Genomic DNA, 17,660 nt, shown 5'->3' with positions numbered 1-17,660 from the left:
CTCAGGCAGACGCGGCGTTGTAGAACATCTCGCTGCTGCGCTGCTCGACCAGCGCCTGCTCGATGGCTGCCTGGTGCACTTCGTCGGCATGTTCCTCACGTGCTTCGGGCTGGATGCCCAGGCGTGCGAACAGTTGCATGTCCTTGTCGGCCTGCGGGTTGGCAGTGGTCAGCAGTTTTTCGCCGTAGAAGATCGAGTTGGCGCCCGCCATGAAGGCCAGGGCCTGCATCTGCTCGTTCATCTGCTCACGGCCGGCCGACAGGCGCACGTGCGACTTGGGCATGAGGATACGCGCCACCGCCAGCATGCGGATGAAGTCGAACGGGTCGACGTCCTCTTCCTCGGCCAGCGGCGTGCCGGCGACCTTGACCAGCATGTTGATCGGTACCGACTCCGGGTGCTCGGGCAGGTTGGCCAGCTGGATCAGCAGGCCGGCGCGGTCGTCCAGCGACTCGCCCATGCCGAGGATGCCGCCGGAACAGATCTTCATCCCGGCATCACGCACGTAGGCCAGGGTCTGCAGGCGCTCGCTGTAGGTGCGGGTGGTGATGATGCTGCCGTAGAACTCCGGCGAGGTATCGAGGTTGTGGTTGTAGTAATCCAGGCCGGCCTGGGCCAGGGCCTTGGTCTGCTCCTGGTCGAGCTTGCCGAGGGTCATGCAGGTTTCCAGGCCCATGGCCTTCACGCCTTTGACCATTTCCAGCACGTAGGGCATGTCTTTGGCCGACGGGTGCTTCCAGGCCGCGCCCATGCAGAAGCGGGTGGAGCCGATGGCCTTGGCGCGTGCGGCTTCTTCCAGCACCTTCTGCACTTCCATCAGCTTCTGTTTTTCCAGCCCGGTGTTGTAGTGGCCGGATTGCGGACAATATTTGCAATCTTCCGGGCAGGCGCCGGTCTTGATCGACAGCAAGGTCGAAACCTGCACGCGGTTCGGGTCGAAGTGCGCGCGGTGCACGGTCTGCGCCTGGAACAGCAAGTCATTGAACGGTTGCTGGAACAGCGCCTTGACCTCGGCCAGGGACCAGTCGTGACGTGTTGTTGCAGTTGTGCTGGCGCTCATCGGTGTTTCCTTGTTTAGGCTGTAGCTGGCGCCGGGATAGGAAAGCCCGCCAGCGCATCACGGATAGCTCGCATAGTCATGGAAGGCCTATGAACTGTCAACCGCAATGGAAAAGGCTGGTTTACAAGTGGTTAATTATTAATCAAACGTGTCTATTGTGCGACGAACGTGCCGAGCAGGCCTACCCGTTGTGCGTCGCCTGCGAACAGGAGCTGCCCTGGCTGGTTGATCAATGCCTGCGCTGCGCCCTGCCCATGCCAATGGCTGGCCTGACCTGCGCGCAGTGCAGCCGCCGTGCGCCGGCTTTCGAGCGGGTGGTTGCGCTGTGGCATTTCGGCTTTCCGGTAGACACGCTGGTCAGCCGCTTCAAGCACAAGCGCCAGTGGCCCCTGGGGCGACTGATGGCCCAAATGCTCGGGCATGGCTTGCTGCATCGCTTCGCCGAAGGGCTGGCCCGGCCCGACCTGCTGTTGCCGGTGCCCCTGGCCAGGCGTCGACTGCGCGAGCGCGGCTTCAACCAGGCAGGCATGTTGGCGCGCTGGTTGTCGGCACAACTCGGCATACATTGCGACGAACGGTTGCTGGCACGCACCCGCGACACTCCTGCACAACAGCAACTGGATGCATCGGCAAGGCGGCGCAATTTGCGCCAGGCGTTCGCCGTGGCAGGCGAGTTGACGGGCAGGCATGTCGCCATCGTCGATGACGTGCTGACTACCGGCGCCACCGCGCAGGCGGTTGCCGAAGTACTCCGCAAGGCCGGGGCGCGGCAGGTCGATGTGTATTGCCTGGCACGCACGCCCAAGCCGGGTCATGTGTGATCTCAGGGGCACCATCGCTGGCAAGCCGGTTCCTGCACGGAGAGCGTTGCCGTGGAGTCAACGTTGCCTCTGCAGGAACTGGCTTGCCGGCGATGGGGCGCGAAACGGCCCCGGCTCACTTGACTGGCCCGAACAGGAGAGGCACCGTCCCTTTATCCGTTGACGACTACATTACCTATGTCCCTGCCCGCCCTCCTCACCCAGCATATCGCCCGCCGCCCCCAGCGCATCGCCCTGCTGCATCACATTGCCGAGCAAGGCTCTATCACCCGCGCCGCCAAGGCAGCGGGGATCAGCTACAAGGCCGCCTGGGACGCCATCGACGAACTCAACAACCTGGCCAGCCAGCCGCTGGTCGAGCGCAGCACAGGCGGGCGTGGCGGCGGCGGTGCCCGCTTGTCGCTGGAAGGCGAGCGGGTACTGCGCCTGTATCAGCGCCTGCAGGCCCTGCAGGCGCAAATCCTCGAAGCGGCCGAACAATCCAGTGACCTCGACCTGCTTGGTCGCCTGATGCTGCGCACCAGCGCGCGCAACCAGTTGCAGGGGCAGGTCAGCTGCCTTCGCCGCGAGGGACGGCATGACCGCGTCAGCCTGGCCTTGGGCGGCGGGCTGGAGATCGAGGCGCTGATCACGCATGACAGCACTGCCCGGCTGGAGCTGACTCCGGGAACAACGGTGGTGGCGCTGCTCAAGGCCGGGTGGGTGCGGTTGCTGGCGCCAGGGGAAGAGGCCGAAACGGGTAGCAACTGCCTGAAGGCGACGGTGGAGCAAGTGCTGGCGGAGCCTGATGGGCCGAGCGAGGTGCGGCTGGCGCTGGGCAACGGGCAGACGCTGTGTGCGTTTGCCGAGGCGCACTGGCTGGCTGAGCACCGGGTGGCGGATGGCAGTACGGTACGGGTGCAGTTTCATCCTTCTTATGTGTTGATCGGGGTTCCCGCCTAGGCTGGTTGCGCGGTGCGCGGGCGTGCCCATGAAGAGGCCGACACAGGCATAACGCGGTACCATGGCCCCCATGCCGCTTACCCCCGGAGCCCTCATGTCCCACCCCTTCGACACCCTCACCCCCGACTTGGTCCTGGACGCCGTGGAAAGCCTGGGCTTTCTCAGCGATGCCCGGGTGCTGGCGCTGAATAGCTACGAGAACCGCGTCTACCAGGTGGGTATCGAGGGCGCGCAGCCGCTGGTGGCCAAGTTCTACCGCCCAGGCCGCTGGAGCGATGCGGCTATCCTGGAAGAGCACAGCTTCACCGCCGAACTGGCCGACTGCGAAGTGCCGGTGGTTGCACCCCTGCAGCACGGCGGGCGCAGCTTGTTCGAACATCAGGGTTTCCGCTTCGCGCTGTTCCCCCGCCGTGGCGGCCACGCCCCGGAGCCAGGCAACCTTGACCAGCTCTACCGCCTTGGCCAGCTGCTTGGTCGCCTGCATGCCGTAGGCGCCAGCAAACCGTTCGAGCACCGCGAGGCGCTGGCTGTGGAAAACTTCGGCCACGCCGCGCTGAACACCCTGCTGGAAGGCGGCTTTGTGCCCCGTGACCTGCTGCCGGCCTTCGAGTCGGTGGCCCGCGACCTGCTCAAGCGCGTGGAAGACACCTACACCCGCACACCGCACCAGCTCATCCGCCTGCACGGCGACCTGCATCCCGGCAACCTGATGCATCGCGACGAGGTCTACCACGTGGTCGACCTTGACGACTGTCGCATGGGCCCGGCCGTGCAAGACCTGTGGATGATGTTGGCTGGCAACCGTGAGGAGCGCCTGGGGCAGCTCGCCGAGCTGATCGATGGCTACAACGAGTTTCACGATTTCGACCCGCGCGAACTGGCTTTGATCGAACCGTTGCGCGCCCTGCGCCAACTGCACTACAGCGCCTGGCTGGCGCGGCGCTGGGACGACCCGGCCTTCCCGCCCAGTTTCCCCTGGTTCGGCCAGCCACGCTATTGGGGCGACCAGATCCTGGCATTCCGCGAGCAGTTGGCGGCCCTGGATGAACCGCCACTGAAATTGTTCTAGAAGCGAGCCCGTCTCTGTCTACAATAGGCGTCGCGTTATTTAGCTACCTAAGCAAGGATTCTGCATGCACGCCGCAAACCCGCGTCGCGGGTACCTACTGGGCCTCAGCGCCTACATCATCTGGGGGCTGTTTCCCCTGTATTTCAAAGCGATCCAGAGCGTCCCGGCGGTAGAGATCATCGTCCACCGAGTGCTGTGGTCGGCACTCTTCGGCTCGCTGCTGCTGTTGGTGTGGAAACACCCCGGCTGGTGGCGTGAACTGCGTGACAACCCACGCCGGCTGGGCATCCTGGCCCTGAGCGGGGCGCTGATTGCCGGCAACTGGCTGACCTACGTGTGGTCGGTGAACAACGGTCGCATGCTCGAGGCCAGCCTGGGCTACTACATCAACCCGCTGATCAATGTGCTGCTGGGGATGCTGATTCTTGGCGAGCGCCTGCGCCGCTTGCAATGGCTGGCAGTGGCCATGGCTGCCGTGGGCGTGGCCCAGCAGGTATGGCAGGTGGGTAGCCTGCCATGGGTGTCGCTGGCGCTGGCACTGAGCTTCGGCTTTTACGGGTTGATCCGCAAACAGGCGCCGGTAGCGGCGCTGCCGGGCCTGGTGGTGGAAACCTGGATGCTGGTACCGCTGGCGCTTGGCTGGTTGCTGCTGCACCCGGCGGCAATGAGTGCCCAGGGCGCGTTCTACACCAGCAGCGAAGCGTTATGGCTGATGGCCGCAGGGCCGGTGACGCTGATTCCCCTGGTGTGCTTCAACGCTGCCGCGCGGCACCTGCCGTACACCACGTTGGGCTTCCTGCAGTACCTGGCGCCAACCCTGGTGCTGCTGCAGGCAGTGTTGCTGTTCGATGAGCATCTGTCGCCGAGCACACTGGTGGCGTTCATGTTCATCTGGGCGGGGCTGGCGGTGTATAGCGTCGATGCGTGGTTGAGCTTGCGCAAGCGCAGCTGATCAAAAAACAACCATTATGCTGCAAGCCTCGTGGCTCGGGGCCTGCAGCGACATCTCCAAAGGTTATCCACACCCTCGTCCCCGTGCTTTGTGCACAAGCTGCTGATTTTTGGGTGTTTTTTGAGCAAAGCTGTGCAGAGCGCGGATCTTGTGGGCTGGAGAGGTGCACCCCCAGGTTATCCACAGGGCCTTCCCCGTGATATCGGGATAACCGCAGGGGGCTGCCTTGCAGCCCTTCGCGACACAAGGCCGCTCCTACCTGGGACCGCGAAAGCTGTGGATAAACCGGTTTGCTGTAGGAGCGCCCTTGTGTCGCGAAGGGCCGCAAAGCGGCCCCGGCATCCTCTGGTCATTCCTGCGGCCGCAGTTTCAACTCCACCATCAAGTCATCCGCCAGGCTCTCCAGCTTCTGTTGCAACTCATCCAGCGACAGCGTCAACGGCATGGCCAGCAACGCATCGGCATGAAACAGCGGCTCGCTGCTCATCGGCGCCGGGCGCACCTCTGTCGTGAAGCGTTCAAGGTTCACGCCCAGGTCCGCCAGCAAGCGGGTAATGTCACGCACGATTCCAGGCCGGTCGTTACCTACCAGCTCCATGGCAATCGGTTTCCAGGTGCATGACGGCTCGATGCCGCTCTCGGCGATCAGCACGCGAATGTCATACCGCACCAACCCCTGCAACGACGCCACCAGCTCGGCGTAGTTTTCTGCCGGCACCGCCACCCGCAGGATCCCGGCAAACTGCCCGGCCATGCGCGACATGCGGCTTTCCAGCCAGTTGCCACTGTGGTCGGCAATGCACTGGGCGATGCGTTCGACCTGCCCGGCCTTGTCCGGGGCAATCACAGTCAGTACAAGATGATCCACAAGCCGTTCCTCGTGTCGGACCGCGCCGGGCGGCAGGAAATCAGGGGATCGACTCAGTATAGGCAAGGCGCGGCAACCTGCCGCAGGGCAATTTGCATAACAAATCGTGTACTGTTTCAAGATTTATCTGGAACAATCCACCTGTTTTTTGCGAACATACCCACTCCCAGCGTGACCATACGCGACCAACGGGTCGCATAACGGCGCTTTTAGTCTGATTTTGCCCCGCCTACTGCTTCATGTAGTATCCCGTGGCGCGGACTACAAAACGCTGTTTGGATGTCTGCCAAGGCGCCTGTGAAAATACGCACACTGTCTGCCAGCCAGTCTGGCAGGCCGCACCCAGCCGCGCTCGGGCATTCCTTGGGCGCATGCACTGGTGCCGTGTTTAGAGAAGCGCTACAGGCTTAATACAGAAGAGCGAAATAGCTGAGCAGAGTGAGGCAAGCAATGACTGGATACGTTCAAGTCGGTGGCCTTCAGGTCGCCAAGGTCCTGTACGACTTCGTGAACAACGAAGCCATCCCCGGGACCGGCATCGTCGCCGAGCAGTTCTGGGCGGGTGCAGAGAAGATCATCAATGACCTCGCTCCAAAGAACAAAGCCCTGCTCGCCAAGCGCGACGAGCTGCAAGCCAAGATCGACGCCTGGCACCAGGCACGCAAAGGCGAGGCCCACGACGCCGCAGCCTACAAAGCATTCCTCCAGGAAATCGGCTATCTGCTGCCACAAGCTGACGATTTCCAGGCCACCACCCAGAACGTGGACGAAGAAATCGCCCACATGGCCGGCCCACAGCTGGTCGTACCGGTGATGAACGCCCGTTTCGCCCTGAACGCTGCCAACGCCCGCTGGGGCTCGCTGTATGACGCGCTGTACGGCACCGATGCCATCAGCGACGAAGGCGGCGCCGAAAAAGGCCAGGGCTACAACAAGGTGCGTGGCGACAAAGTGATCGCCTTCGCCCGCGCCTTCCTCGATGAAGCCGCGCCATTGGCGGCTGGCTCGCATGTCGATTCCATCGGCTACCGCATCGAAGGCGGCAAGCTGATCGTTGCCCTCAAGGGCGGCAGCAACAGCGGCCTGCGTGACGACACCCAGCTGATCGGCTTCCACGGTGATGCCGGCGCACCGACTGCCGTGCTGCTCAAGCACAACGGCCTGCACTTCGAAATCCAGATTGATGCCAGCACTCCGGTCGGCAGCACCGACGCCGCCGGCGTGAAGGACATCCTGATGGAATCGGCGCTGACCACCATTATGGACTGCGAAGACTCGGTCGCCGCTGTCGACGCCGATGACAAGGTGGTGGTCTACCGCAACTGGCTGGGCCTGATGAAAGGTGACCTGGCGGAAAACGTGAGCAAGGGTGGCAAGACCTTTACCCGCACCATGAACCCGGACCGCGAGTACGCCGCGCCCAACGGTGGCAGCGTGACCCTGCACGGCCGTTCGCTGTTGTTCGTGCGCAACGTTGGCCACCTGATGACCAACCCGGCGATCCTCGACGCCCAGGGCAACGAAATTCCCGAGGGCATCCAGGACGGCCTGTTCACCAACCTGATCGCCCTGCACAACCTCAACGGCAACACCAGCCGCAAGAACACCCGCAGCGGCAGCGTGTACATCGTCAAGCCGAAGATGCACGGGCCGGAAGAAGTCGCCTTCGCCGCCGAGATCTTCAGCCGCGTCGAAGACTTGCTGGGCATGAAGCGCAACACCGTCAAGGTCGGCATCATGGACGAGGAACGCCGTACCACGGTCAACCTCAAGTCCTGCATCAAGGCCGCAGCCGAGCGCGTGGTGTTCATCAACACCGGCTTCCTCGACCGCACCGGCGACGAAATCCATACCTCGATGGAAGCCGGCGCCGTGGTGCGCAAGGGCGCCATGAAGAACGAGAAGTGGATCGGCGCCTACGAGAACAACAACGTCGACGTTGGCCTGGCCACCGGCCTGCAAGGCCGTGCCCAGATCGGCAAAGGCATGTGGGCCATGCCTGACCTGATGGCGGCCATGCTCGAGCAGAAGATCGCCCACCCGTTGGCCGGTGCCAACACCGCCTGGGTGCCGTCGCCGACCGCCGCCACCTTGCATGCCCTGCACTACCACAAGGTTGACGTGCAGGCGCGCCAGCGTGAGCTGGCCTCGCGCACCCCGGCATCGGTGGATGACATCCTGACCATCCCGCTGGCGGCCGACACCAACTGGTCGGCCGAAGAGATCCGCAACGAGCTGGACAACAATGCCCAGGGCATCCTCGGCTACGTGGTGCGCTGGATCGACCAGGGCGTGGGTTGCTCGAAAGTGCCGGACATCAACAACGTCGGCCTGATGGAAGACCGCGCCACCCTGCGCATCTCGGCCCAGCTGCTGGCCAACTGGCTGCGCCACGGCGTGGTCAGCCAGGAGCAGGTGCTGGAAAGCCTCAAGCGCATGGCCGTGGTGGTCGACCAGCAGAACGCAGGCGACGCCCTGTACCGGCCGATGGCGCCGAACTTCGACGACAACATCGCATTCCAGGCAGCTGTGGAGCTGGTGCTGGAAGGTGGCAAGCAGCCGAACGGTTACACCGAGCCGGTACTGCACCGCCGTCGCCGTGAGTTCAAGGCGCGTAACGGGCTGTAGGTAGCATCCGCCAAAAGGGCCGCCTTGCGGCCCCATCGCGATACAAGGCCGCTGCTACAGGAACAACGCAGGCATCGAACGTGCGGCGTTCCTGTAGCAGCGGCCTTGTTTCGCGAGTGGGCTGCAAAGTAGCCCCTCACCTGCTTCACAATATCTGCAACTCTTTCCTCACCAGCTCCAGCAGCCTGTCCAGGTCCACCGGCTTCAACAGGAAATCCACCACCCCCAGGTGCATCACGTCCACTGCCTCTTCGACATCGGTGTCACCTGACACCACGATGATCGACAACGCCGCCCGCTCCGATTCGCGAACCTGCCGGATCAGCGTCAGGCCGTCCTCGGGCTGCATTCGCAAATCGGTGATCATCAAGCCTATCCGCGGCTGGTAATGCAAGTACAGCCTGGCTTCCTCGGCGCCGTCCGCCCCTACGCAATCAATACCCCGGCTTTTCAGGTAGTAGATCAGTGCATCGCGGTTCGCCGCATTGTCATCCACCACCAGCACCAGTGGCCTGGCGGCTACTGGTGCATTGGCCAAGGCCAAGGCTTCGCGCTCGGCGTCGCTCAGGATGTCGTGTGGCTCAACCATGGTCATCTCGTCAAAAAAACTCCGCTTCAGCATTAGGACCACAGAACTTGCGTTACCCGTTTCGCCTTTCGTCGGGTCTTTGACAGGGCGGCCCATAGACTTACGTCCAATGGGCACCACCCCGCTGCAAGCCGACCATGGAGGCAGAGAACAACATGGCCGGCACCTATATATAGATATATATAGATCGGCATAGCGATACGGTCAGTTTCATGAGCAAAAAGGACGCCTACAGCCAGGCGGGCAGGACAGCAGTGCTGCAGAACATCCAGGGCACCCTGCAGTTCCTGCAGCGCTTTCCGCCGTTCAACCAGATGGAACACAGCCACCTGGCCTACCTGGTCGAACAGTGCCAGCTGCGCTTCTATGCCAGCGGCGAAAGCATCGTCAAACCAGCCGACGGGCCGGTGGAGCACTTCTACATCGTCAAGCAGGGCCGCGTGGTTGGCGAGCGCCAGCACCTGGTCAAGCCTGGCGTCGAGACCACATTCGAGATCACCAGCGGCGAATGCTTCCCGCTGGCGGCATTGCTCGGCGAGCGGGCGACCCGTACGGAGCACCTGGCCGGTGAGGACACCTTCTGCCTGCAACTGAACAAGGCAGCGTTCATCCGCGTGTTCTCGATGTCGGAAGTGTTTCGCGATTTTGCCCTGCGCGGCGTCAGCAGCCTGCTCGACCAGGTCAACCAGCAGGTGCGCCAGCGTGCGGTGGAAACCCTCGGCACCCAGTATTCATTGAACACACCCCTGGGTGAACTGGCCATGCGCCACCCGGTGGTGTGCAGCGCCGACACCCCGCTGCGCGATGCCGTGAGGCTGATGCACGAGCAGCAGGTCGGCAGCATCGTGGTGGTCGATGCACAGCGCTACCCGACCGGCATCTTCACCCTGCGTGACTTGCGCCAGGTGGTGGCCGCCGCCGATACCGAGCTGGGCGCGCCGATCGAACGACACATGACCGCCCAGCCGTTCTACCTCAGCCCCCAGGCCAGCGCCTTCGACGCGGCCATGGCGATGACCGAGCGGCACATTGCCCACGTATGCCTGGTGGAAAACCGCCGCCTGTGCGGGGTGGTTTCGGAACGCGACCTGTTTTCCCTGCAGCGAGTCGACCTGGTACACCTGGCGCGCACCATCCGCCATGCGCCACGGCTGGAGACCCTGGTCTCGCTGCGCGGCGAAATCAGCCAGCTGGTCGAACGCATGCTGGCGCATGGCGCGTCATCCACGCAGATAACCCAGATCATCACCCTGCTCAACGACCACACCGTGTGCCGGGTAATCGAGCTGGCGCTGGCCGAGCGCGGCGACCCCGGCGTGCCATTCAGCTGGCTGTGCTTTGGCAGCGAAGGACGTCGCGAGCAAACCCTGCATACCGACCAGGACAACGGCATCCTCTTCGAAGCAGCCGACAGCGCCGAAGCCGACGCCATCCGCACCCGCCTGCTGCCGCTGGCGCAGTACATCAATCAATGCCTGGCCCAATGCGGCTTCACCCTGTGCAAGGGCAACGTCATGGCCGGCAACCCCGAGCTCTGCCTGTCGCGCAGCGAATGGGCTCGGCGCTTTGCCGGTTTCGTCCGCGAAGCCAGCCCGGAAAACCTGCTGGGCTCGACCATCTACTTCGACCTGCGGGTGGTGTGGGGCGACGAGCAGGGTTGCGAGCAACTGCGCCAGGGCCTGCTCGAGCAAGTGGCCGACAACCGCCTGTTCCAGCGCATGATGGCTGATAACGCGCTGCGCCAGCGCCCGCCGGTTGGCCGCCTGCGCGAGTTCGTGCTGACCCGCCAGGGTAACGACAAGGCCGCCACCCTCGACCTCAAGGTGCAGGGCCTGACGCCCTTCGTCGATGGTGCCCGGCTACTGGCCCTGGCCAATGGCATTGCTGCCTGCAATACCCTGGAGCGCCTGCGCCAGCTGGTGGCCAAGGGCATCATCGAGGCGCAGGACGGCGCCGCGTATGAGGAGGCCTACCACTTCATCCAGCAAACCCGCATGCAGCAGCACCAGCGCCAGACACGCGATAACCTGCCCTACTCCAACCGGCTCGACCCGGACAGCCTCAACCACCTTGACCGGCGCATCCTGCGCGAATCCCTGCGCCAGGCCCAGCGCCTGCAGAGCAGCCTGGCGCTGCGGTACCAGTTATGAGCCTGTTCGCCTGGCTGCGCCCCAGCGCGCCCGAGCTGGATGCGGCCACCCGCCAGCGCCTGGCCCGGCTGCCCAAACCCGCACCGTTGGGGGTCTGTACCCTGCGTGAGCAGCGCTGGGTGGTACTGGACCTTGAGACCAGCGGCCTCAACCTCAACCGTGATCAGGTGCTGTCGATCGGCGCCGTGGCGATCGAAGACGGCGCCATCGACTTTGCCCAGCAGTTCGAGCGCACTCTGCACCGGCCAACGCAGAAGACCAACCCCAGCGTGCTGATCCACGGCCTGGGCCCCAGTGCCCTGGCTGCCGGTTGCGACCCGGCCGAAGCCTTGCTCGATCTGCTCGACTTCATCGGCAATAGCCCGGTGCTGGCATTCCATGCCCCCTTCGACCAGCGCATGCTGGCCCGCGCATTGAAGGACAGCCTGGGCTATCGCCTGCAGTCGCCTTTCCTCGACATCGCCGAACTGGCCCCCATGCTCAACCCCGACACGGTACTGCGCGAAGCCGGTCTCGATGACTGGGTAGCGCGCTTCGGCCTGCAGGTGGAAGAGCGCCATCATGCCAGTGCCGATGCCCTGGTGACCGCCGAACTGGCGCTGATCCTGTTCAGCCAGGCCCGGCGCCAGCAGCTGGATAGCCCGTTGCAACTGGAACAGCGGCTGCGCGGATGGCGGCGGCGCAAGGTGCAGAGTCACGGCTTGTGAGGTTTGAGTAGTGCGGCGCCTGTGAGATCGCGCGCCGCCCGCGCGGCGCATCGCGAGCTGCGCTCGCTCCTACGTTTGTTTCAGGCCAGTAACGCCTGTAACAGGCGCGCGCGACCGCCTGATTCATACCACGCGATATCCCGTCATGCGCCAAGGCGTTCGCGCGCAAATCTCACAGGAATGATTGGCCCGAAACAAACGTAGGAGCGAGCGCAGCTCGCGATGCGCCGCGCGGGCGGCGCGCGATCTCACAGGCGCTACACCACCCACGCCCAACACCAGCCAACCCCAGCCATACTGGTCATCCGATAAGCGCCCATTGCACCCTCCCCTTGCCTCTGCAACAATCGCGAATAATTATCGTTAGTTAATGCATACGTTCCGGGGGGACGCTGCTTGTCTTCTGCACAGAGCCCACACGCCGATCTGGTCGGTGCGCTGTACCGCGACCATCGCGGCTGGCTGCTCGCCTGGCTGCAGCGCAGCATGGCCTGCCGCCAGCGTGCCGAAGACCTGAGCCAGGACACCTTCGTGCGCCTGCTCGGCCGCGAGCGACTGGACACCCCACGTGAGCCACGCGCCTTCCTCGCCGCGGTGGCCAAGGGGCTGCTGTTCGATCACTTCCGCCGCGCCGCGCTGGAGCAGGCCTACCTGGCCGAGCTGGCCCTGATGCCGCAAGCCGAGCAACCGTCTGCGGAGCTGCAACACCTGATCCTCGAAGACCTCAAGGCCATCGACCGCCTGCTGGGCAAGCTGTCGAGCAAGGCCCGCGCAGCCTTCCTGTACAACCGCCTGGATGGCATGGGCCATGCCGAAATTGCCGAGCGCCTGGGCGTTTCGGTGTCGCGCGTGCGCCAGTACATCGCCCAGGGCCTGCGCCAGTGCTACACGGCCCTGTACGGGGAGCCGACGTGAGCAGTGCCCCGGTTTCGTCCCGCGTGCTGGAAGCCGCGATTGCCTGGAAACTCAGCCTCGACGGTGGCAGCAGTACGGCCGATGAGCGCAGTGAATTCATGCGCTGGCATGCTGCCAGCGAAGAGCATGCCCGCGCCTGGCGCCAGCTGGGCGCAATGGACCAGCGTGTCGGCACCGCCGTCGGCCCGGCACGCCAGGCCCTGCTGCAGTCGCGCGTCGGCCTGCGCCGACGGATCGGCAAGGTTGGCAGCGGGCTGGCTGGCATGTTGCTGCTCGGCTCGCTGCTGGCCTGGGTTGGCGCGCCGTCGCTCGCGCCCAGCTACTGGCTGGCTGACCAACGCACCGTTACCGGCGAACTGCGTACCCTGCGCCTGGAAGACGGCACATTGCTGAGCCTGAACAGCCATACCGCCGTCGATATCGACTACGCGGGCGAACAACGGATCATCGTGCTGCACCAGGGCGAAATCTCGGTACAGACCGGCCATCAGGACCCGCGGCCGCTGCTGGTCCGTACCGCCGACGGGCGCCTGCGCCCATTGGGCACGCGCTTCCTGGTGCGCCGTGAGGCCGACGGTACGCGCCTGGAGGTGCTACAGGCCGCGGTAGCTGCTCAGCCGCTGGACAGCGGCGAGGAACAGGTGCTGCGCGAAGGCCAGCAAGTGCTGATGCACGCCAACGGCCTTGGCCGGGTCGGCGCGGTAGCCGCCGGTGCCGACGCCTGGACCCGCGGCATGCTGGTGGTGGACAACGTGCGCCTGGCTGACCTGCTGGCGGCGCTGGGCCAGTACCGCAGCGGTTACCTCGGGGTGGACGACAAGGTCGCCGACCTGCGGGTGACCGGCAGCTTCCCGCTGACCGATACCGACCTGGCCCTGGCGTCGTTGCTGCCGGTACTGCCGGTGAAGCTCCAGCGACATACCCAGTGGTGGGTGAACGTGGTGCCCAAGTAAGCAAACAGGCCAGCTCACGCAGGACTCACCCAGATTGCAAGCTTCGTGGAATACCCGTGGGTACGGGTACCCACGAAAAGGCCAAGACAGGAACAGCCAATTTCAAATAATTCTCGATATTTTTCAGATTCGCCCTGTCACTTTTCCAATCTCGCTCGGCAAGGAAGCAGTAAGCACTTACCCGTCGAGGAGCCGCTGCATGTCCCGTGCTGTTGAACGTATCCTGCGCCCCAGCCTGGTGGCCCTGGCCATCGCGGTAGCCGCGCCATTGGCCAGCCCTGCCCTGTGCGCCGCCGAGCAATCCGCCCCACGCGGCTACGACCTGCCGAGCGCCCCGCTGGCCGCCACCCTCAACCAGATCGCCAGCCAGGCCGGCATCGCCCTGGTCATCGACCCGGCGCTGGTCAGCGGCCGCAGCTCGGCGCCGGTGCATGGGCAGTATGACGGCCTGGGCGCGCTGCAGGCGGCCCTGCGCGGCACGGGGTTACAACTGCAACAGAGCAACGCAGGCAGCTACAGCCTGGTGGCAGTCGCGGAAGGTACCTTGGCGCTGCCGGCAACCACCATCGAGGCGGCGAGCATCAGCGAAAGCGCGTGGGGCCCGGTCGAAGGCTACGTGGCCAAGCGCAGCGCCGCCGGCACCAAGACCGATACCGCACTGGTCGAGCTGCCGCGTTCGGTTTCTGTCGCCACCCGCGAACAGATGAAAGACCGTGGCGTGCATAGCCTCGACGATGCCGTGCGTTACATGCCGGGTATCGTGTCGGCCAGCTTCGGCAGCGACACGCGCTATGACTGGATGCGCGTGCGGGGCTTCGAGCCAACCCAGTTTCTCGATGGCCTGCCGTTGCCACGTGGCGTATACGCCAACCCTAAAGCCGAAACCTGGAACCTCGACCGCCTAGCCCTGCTGCGCGGGCCGGCTTCGTCGATCTATGGCCAGACCCCGCCCGGCGGCCTGTTGGACATGCTCAGCCGCCGCCCGCAGGCCGACAGCGCGCATGAGATCGAGCTGCAATATGGCAATGACAACCATCGCCAGATCAACTTTGCCAGCACCGGCAGAATCGATGCCGAAGGCCGCTTTCTGTATGGCGTCAGCGGGGTCATCCGCGACGGTGGCACGCAGATCGACCATATCGACGACAAGCGCTACAACATCGCCCCGAGCCTGACCTGGAACATCGACGAAGACACCTCGCTGACCTTGCTCACCCAGTTCACCCGCGACGATACCGGTGCCACCAGCCAGTTCCGGCCGATCCAGGGCACCAAGATCGACATGCCGTTCGGCAAGATCTCCCACCACAAGAACCTGGGTGACCCTGACTACGAGTTCTACGACCGTACCTACTACGCGCTGGGCTACGCCTTCGAGCACCGCATCAACGATGTGTGGCAGTTCCGTCAGAACCTGCGCTACACCAAGTCGGATCTGGCCTTCCAGACCATCACGCCCGGCAGCTACAACAAGGACAATCCGCCGGTGAAGGACGACGGCACGGTCAGCCGCATGTCCACCAACACCGACGAAGACATCAGCCAGTTCGCGGTGGACAACAACTTCCAGGCCGACTTTGCCACCGGTGACATCAGCCACACCTTGCTGCTCGGTCTGGACCACCAGCGCATCAACACCAACTACCTGTCGATATTCGGCTTCAACGTGCCGGACAGCAACGTCAACAACCCGGTCTACGGGCTGCCGATCACCCGTCCGGACCGCACCACCGCGTTCTATGACTACAACCAGAAAACCCGCCAGACCGGCGTGTATGTCCAGGACCAGATGGCGCTCGGCAACTGGCGCCTGACCCTGGGCGGGCGCGAAGACTGGGTGCATACCAGCACCAAGTTCTTCAACAAGGGCGATGCCACCAATACCCAGCGCGACCAGCAGTTCAGCGGCAACGCAGCCATCAGCTACGTGTTCGACTCGGGCTTCGTCCCCTACCTGTCGTATGCCGAGTCGTTCCAGCCATCCAGCAATGCCAGTGCCTCGGCAACCGACTCGTTCAAGCCCACCGAAGGCAAGCAGTGGGAACTGGGCGTGAAATACCAGCCACCGGGCTCCAGCACCCTGCTGTCGGCAGCCGTGTACGACCTGACCCAGAAAAACGTCGCGGTGACCGACACCGTTGGTGGCGTGACCATCACCAGCCAGACCGGCGAAGTGAAGGTGCGTGGCCTGGAACTTGAAGCGGTTTCCGATGTGACCGAGAACCTCAAGGTGATTGCTGCCTACACCCTGGCCAAGTCGGAAGTGCAGGACGGCGATTTCAAAGGCAACCGCCTGCAACTGATGCCCAACCAGCAGGCGTCGGTGTGGGGCGACTACACCTGGCATGCGGGCGTACTCGATGGCTTCGGCATCGGCCTGGGTGCGCGCTATACCGGCAATACCTATGGCGACCAGGCCAATACCTACCTGGGCAAGGCCAACGCCTACACGGTGTTCGATGCAGCGGTGCATTACGACCTGGGGCGCCTGGACAACAGCCTCAAGGGCGCGTCCGTGGCGATCAACGCGACCAACCTGCTGAACAAGGACTACCTGTCGACCTGTGATTCCTACTACTGCTACTACGGCGACGAACGTAGCGTCGTGGCCAGTGCCACCTACAAGTTCTGAGTGAGCTGGGGCCGCCTTGCGGCCCAGGTCCAACAAGGCAGATACCCGACAGTGATGAAAAGCCCAACCATCCGCCGCTGGTCGACGATCCACACCTGGAGCAGCCTGGTCTGCACCCTGTTCCTGCTGTTGCTGGCGCTGACCGGCCTGCCGCTGATCTTTCACCACGAGCTCGAACAGTTGCTCGGCGACGCGCCGAAGCTGCGCGACATGCCAGCCGACACCCCGCACCTCGACCTGCAACAGCTGGTGATCAAGGCCGAGCAGCACCGCCCCGGCGAGGTCGTGCAGTACTTCGGCTATGACGAAGACGAACCCAACGGCGTGGTCGCCATCACCGCGGCCACTGCCGGTACCGAGCCCAACTCGTCGCACACCTTCATGCTCGATGCACGCACCGGCGAAGCAGTCGCCATGCCCGCGGCCAACGGCGGCTTCATGATGCTCATGCTGCGCCTGCATGTGGACATGTTCGCCGGGCTGCCGGGCAAACTGTTGCTGGCGTTCATGGGCTTGCTGTTCGTCGTCGCGATCGTTTCCGGCACCGTGCTGTATGCGCCGTTCATGCGCCGCCTGGCGTTCGCCACAGTCCGCCACGACAAGTCGCGGCGCCTGCGCTGGCTCGACCTGCACAACCTGATCGGCGTGGTCACCCTTGTCTGGGCCTTGACGGTAGGTGTAACCGGAGTGATCAGTGCCCTGTCCGACCTGGTCATCGCCGCCTGGCGCAACGACAGCCTGGCCGCCATGGTCGCGCCGTACCGCGACGCTCCAGCGCTCAGCGAGCGCGCCCCGGCCACCCGCCTGCTGGAAATTGCCGCGCAGGCCGCGCCTGGCATGCGACCGGATTTCATCGCGTTCCCGGGTACGCGCTTCTCCAGCGAACACCACTACGCCGTATTCATGAATGGCGCCACGCACCTGAGTTCGCACCTGTTCACACCGGTACTGATCGACGCCCGCACGCTTGAACTGACCGCGGTTGGCGAGCGCCCCTGGTACATGGACGCCATGGGCTTGTCGCAACCGCTGCATTTCGGTGATTACGGCGGCAGGCCGATGCAGATCCTCTGGGCGGTGCTCGATGTGCTGACCATTGTGGTGCTGTGCAGCGGGCTGTACCTGTGGTGGGGCAAACAACGCAAAGCCAGGGAGGCACGTGCATGAGCCACAGGTCACAAGCCACTGCGCGTATCTTCGCCTGGCCTGCGCTGATCGCCGCGCTGACCGCACTCGGGCTGTTCGCCGCCCTGCTCGGTGACCGCTGGTGGGACGGGCTTTCCTGGCTAGGCCTGGGCCTGCCCGCGTGGTTTTCGCTACGGGGCCTGTGGCACCGCTGAGGTAGCCCGCTAACACAGCAGCCCTGGCGCCTTG

At 64.2% G+C, this 17,660-nt stretch carries 15 protein-coding genes; 12 read left to right on the top strand and 3 right to left on the bottom strand.

Translation table 11 applies throughout. The features are described 5' to 3' along the window. Window position 1: 1 nt before the first annotated feature. Window positions 2-1,060: a biotin synthase BioB gene (gene bioB, locus JKP78_RS19425; RefSeq protein ID WP_170027915.1), complete on the bottom strand. Its 1,059-nt coding sequence runs from the start codon at window positions 1,058-1,060 to the stop codon at window positions 2-4. A gap of 89 nt (window positions 1,061-1,149) precedes the next feature. On the opposite strand from bioB, the gene JKP78_RS19420 reads away from it, so the two are divergent. The 4 genes from JKP78_RS19420 to rarD all read left to right on the top strand — a co-directional run bounded on the left by JKP78_RS19420 (window position 1,150) and on the right by rarD (window position 4,844). After that, on the top strand, window positions 1,150-1,881 hold the full coding sequence (locus JKP78_RS19420) for a ComF family protein (protein ID WP_186690525.1): 732 nt from the start codon (window positions 1,150-1,152) through the stop codon (window positions 1,879-1,881). 177 nt (window positions 1,882-2,058) lie between these two features. Next, the gene (locus tag JKP78_RS19415) at window positions 2,059-2,823 is read left to right on the top strand and encodes a TOBE domain-containing protein (protein WP_200627278.1); all 765 of its coding nucleotides are present in this window, start codon (window positions 2,059-2,061) and stop codon (window positions 2,821-2,823) included. A gap of 94 nt (window positions 2,824-2,917) precedes the next feature. Then, window positions 2,918-3,892 (top strand): serine/threonine protein kinase, encoded by a 975-nt coding sequence (locus JKP78_RS19410; RefSeq protein WP_200627276.1) that lies wholly within the window; start codon window positions 2,918-2,920, stop codon window positions 3,890-3,892. Between the two features lie 64 nt (window positions 3,893-3,956). Continuing rightward, window positions 3,957-4,844: an EamA family transporter RarD gene (rarD, locus tag JKP78_RS19405; protein WP_170027911.1), complete on the top strand. Its 888-nt coding sequence runs from the start codon at window positions 3,957-3,959 to the stop codon at window positions 4,842-4,844. Window positions 4,845-5,193: 349 nt separating this feature from the next. Here the strand turns inward: rarD and JKP78_RS19400 are convergent, their stop codons facing one another. Beyond that, on the bottom strand, window positions 5,194-5,712 hold the full coding sequence (locus JKP78_RS19400; RefSeq protein ID WP_170027910.1) for a glycine cleavage system protein R: 519 nt from the start codon (window positions 5,710-5,712) through the stop codon (window positions 5,194-5,196). A gap of 450 nt (window positions 5,713-6,162) precedes the next feature. On the opposite strand from JKP78_RS19400, the gene JKP78_RS19395 reads away from it, so the two are divergent. Continuing rightward, window positions 6,163-8,340, top strand: coding sequence for a malate synthase G (locus tag JKP78_RS19395; protein ID WP_200627267.1), 2,178 nt, complete (start codon window positions 6,163-6,165; stop codon window positions 8,338-8,340). A gap of 145 nt (window positions 8,341-8,485) precedes the next feature. On the opposite strand, the gene JKP78_RS19390 is transcribed toward JKP78_RS19395, so the two are convergent. Next, window positions 8,486-9,025 carry a response regulator gene (locus tag JKP78_RS19390; RefSeq protein ID WP_186690759.1) on the bottom strand — a complete coding sequence of 180 codons (540 nt, stop codon included), beginning with the start codon at window positions 9,023-9,025 and terminating at the stop codon, window positions 8,486-8,488. A 116-nt stretch (window positions 9,026-9,141) separates the two neighbouring features. Between JKP78_RS19390 and JKP78_RS19385 the strand changes: the two genes are divergently transcribed. The 7 genes from JKP78_RS19385 to JKP78_RS19355 all read left to right on the top strand — a co-directional run bounded on the left by JKP78_RS19385 (window position 9,142) and on the right by JKP78_RS19355 (window position 17,626). Continuing rightward, on the top strand, window positions 9,142-11,079 hold the full coding sequence (locus JKP78_RS19385) for a DUF294 nucleotidyltransferase-like domain-containing protein (protein WP_186690768.1): 1,938 nt from the start codon (window positions 9,142-9,144) through the stop codon (window positions 11,077-11,079). After that, window positions 11,076-11,786 (top strand): 3'-5' exonuclease, encoded by a 711-nt coding sequence (locus JKP78_RS19380; protein ID WP_200627265.1) that lies wholly within the window; start codon window positions 11,076-11,078, stop codon window positions 11,784-11,786. Before JKP78_RS19385 ends, JKP78_RS19380 begins: the two co-directional genes overlap by 4 nt. Before the next feature lie 396 nt (window positions 11,787-12,182). Then, a complete protein-coding gene (locus tag JKP78_RS19375; RefSeq protein WP_170027905.1) occupies window positions 12,183-12,701 on the top strand; it encodes an RNA polymerase sigma factor in 519 nt (172 codons plus the stop codon). Then, entirely contained in the window at window positions 12,698-13,654 is a 957-nt protein-coding gene (locus tag JKP78_RS19370; protein ID WP_186687480.1) for a FecR domain-containing protein, read from the top strand. Before JKP78_RS19375 ends, JKP78_RS19370 begins: the two co-directional genes overlap by 4 nt. Before the next feature lie 199 nt (window positions 13,655-13,853). Beyond that, window positions 13,854-16,286 (top strand): TonB-dependent siderophore receptor, encoded by a 2,433-nt coding sequence (locus JKP78_RS19365; RefSeq protein ID WP_200627263.1) that lies wholly within the window; start codon window positions 13,854-13,856, stop codon window positions 16,284-16,286. Window positions 16,287-16,340: 54 nt separating this feature from the next. After that, window positions 16,341-17,453 carry a PepSY-associated TM helix domain-containing protein gene (locus tag JKP78_RS19360; protein ID WP_170027902.1) on the top strand — a complete coding sequence of 371 codons (1,113 nt, stop codon included), beginning with the start codon at window positions 16,341-16,343 and terminating at the stop codon, window positions 17,451-17,453. Next, a complete protein-coding gene (locus JKP78_RS19355; protein WP_170027901.1) occupies window positions 17,450-17,626 on the top strand; it encodes a hypothetical protein in 177 nt (58 codons plus the stop codon). Before JKP78_RS19360 ends, JKP78_RS19355 begins: the two co-directional genes overlap by 4 nt. Window positions 17,627-17,660: the final 34 nt, after the last annotated feature.

The organism is Pseudomonas sp. LAM2023 (assembly GCF_016620375.1).
Classification (GTDB): Bacteria; Pseudomonadota; Gammaproteobacteria; order Pseudomonadales; family Pseudomonadaceae; genus Aquipseudomonas; species Aquipseudomonas anuradhapurensis.
The sequence above is the reverse complement of the archived record's forward strand: the minus strand, read 5'-3'. Positions and strand labels throughout refer to the sequence as shown.

Excerpts from the sequence above, each read along its gene's own strand:
- JKP78_RS19395 (WP_200627267.1), top strand. The coding sequence starts at position 6,163 with ATGACTGGATACGTTCAAGTCGGTGGCCTTCAGGTCGCCAAGGTCCTG.
- JKP78_RS19360 (WP_170027902.1), top strand. The coding sequence starts at position 16,341 with ATGAAAAGCCCAACCATCCGCCGCTGGTCGACGATCCACACCTGGAGC.
- JKP78_RS19380 (WP_200627265.1), top strand. The coding sequence starts at position 11,076 with ATGAGCCTGTTCGCCTGGCTGCGCCCCAGCGCGCCCGAGCTGGATGCG.
- JKP78_RS19415 (WP_200627278.1), top strand. The coding sequence starts at position 2,059 with ATGTCCCTGCCCGCCCTCCTCACCCAGCATATCGCCCGCCGCCCCCAG.
- JKP78_RS19420 (WP_186690525.1), top strand. The coding sequence starts at position 1,150 with ATGAACTGTCAACCGCAATGGAAAAGGCTGGTTTACAAGTGGTTAATT.
- JKP78_RS19365 (WP_200627263.1), top strand. The coding sequence starts at position 13,854 with ATGTCCCGTGCTGTTGAACGTATCCTGCGCCCCAGCCTGGTGGCCCTG.
- rarD (WP_170027911.1), top strand. The coding sequence starts at position 3,957 with ATGCACGCCGCAAACCCGCGTCGCGGGTACCTACTGGGCCTCAGCGCC.
- JKP78_RS19355 (WP_170027901.1), top strand. The coding sequence starts at position 17,450 with ATGAGCCACAGGTCACAAGCCACTGCGCGTATCTTCGCCTGGCCTGCG.
- bioB (WP_170027915.1), bottom strand. The coding sequence starts at position 1,060 with ATGAGCGCCAGCACAACTGCAACAACACGTCACGACTGGTCCCTGGCC.
- JKP78_RS19410 (WP_200627276.1), top strand. The coding sequence starts at position 2,918 with ATGTCCCACCCCTTCGACACCCTCACCCCCGACTTGGTCCTGGACGCC.
- JKP78_RS19385 (WP_186690768.1), top strand. The coding sequence starts at position 9,142 with ATGAGCAAAAAGGACGCCTACAGCCAGGCGGGCAGGACAGCAGTGCTG.
- JKP78_RS19390 (WP_186690759.1), bottom strand. The coding sequence starts at position 9,025 with ATGGGCCGCCCTGTCAAAGACCCGACGAAAGGCGAAACGGGTAACGCA.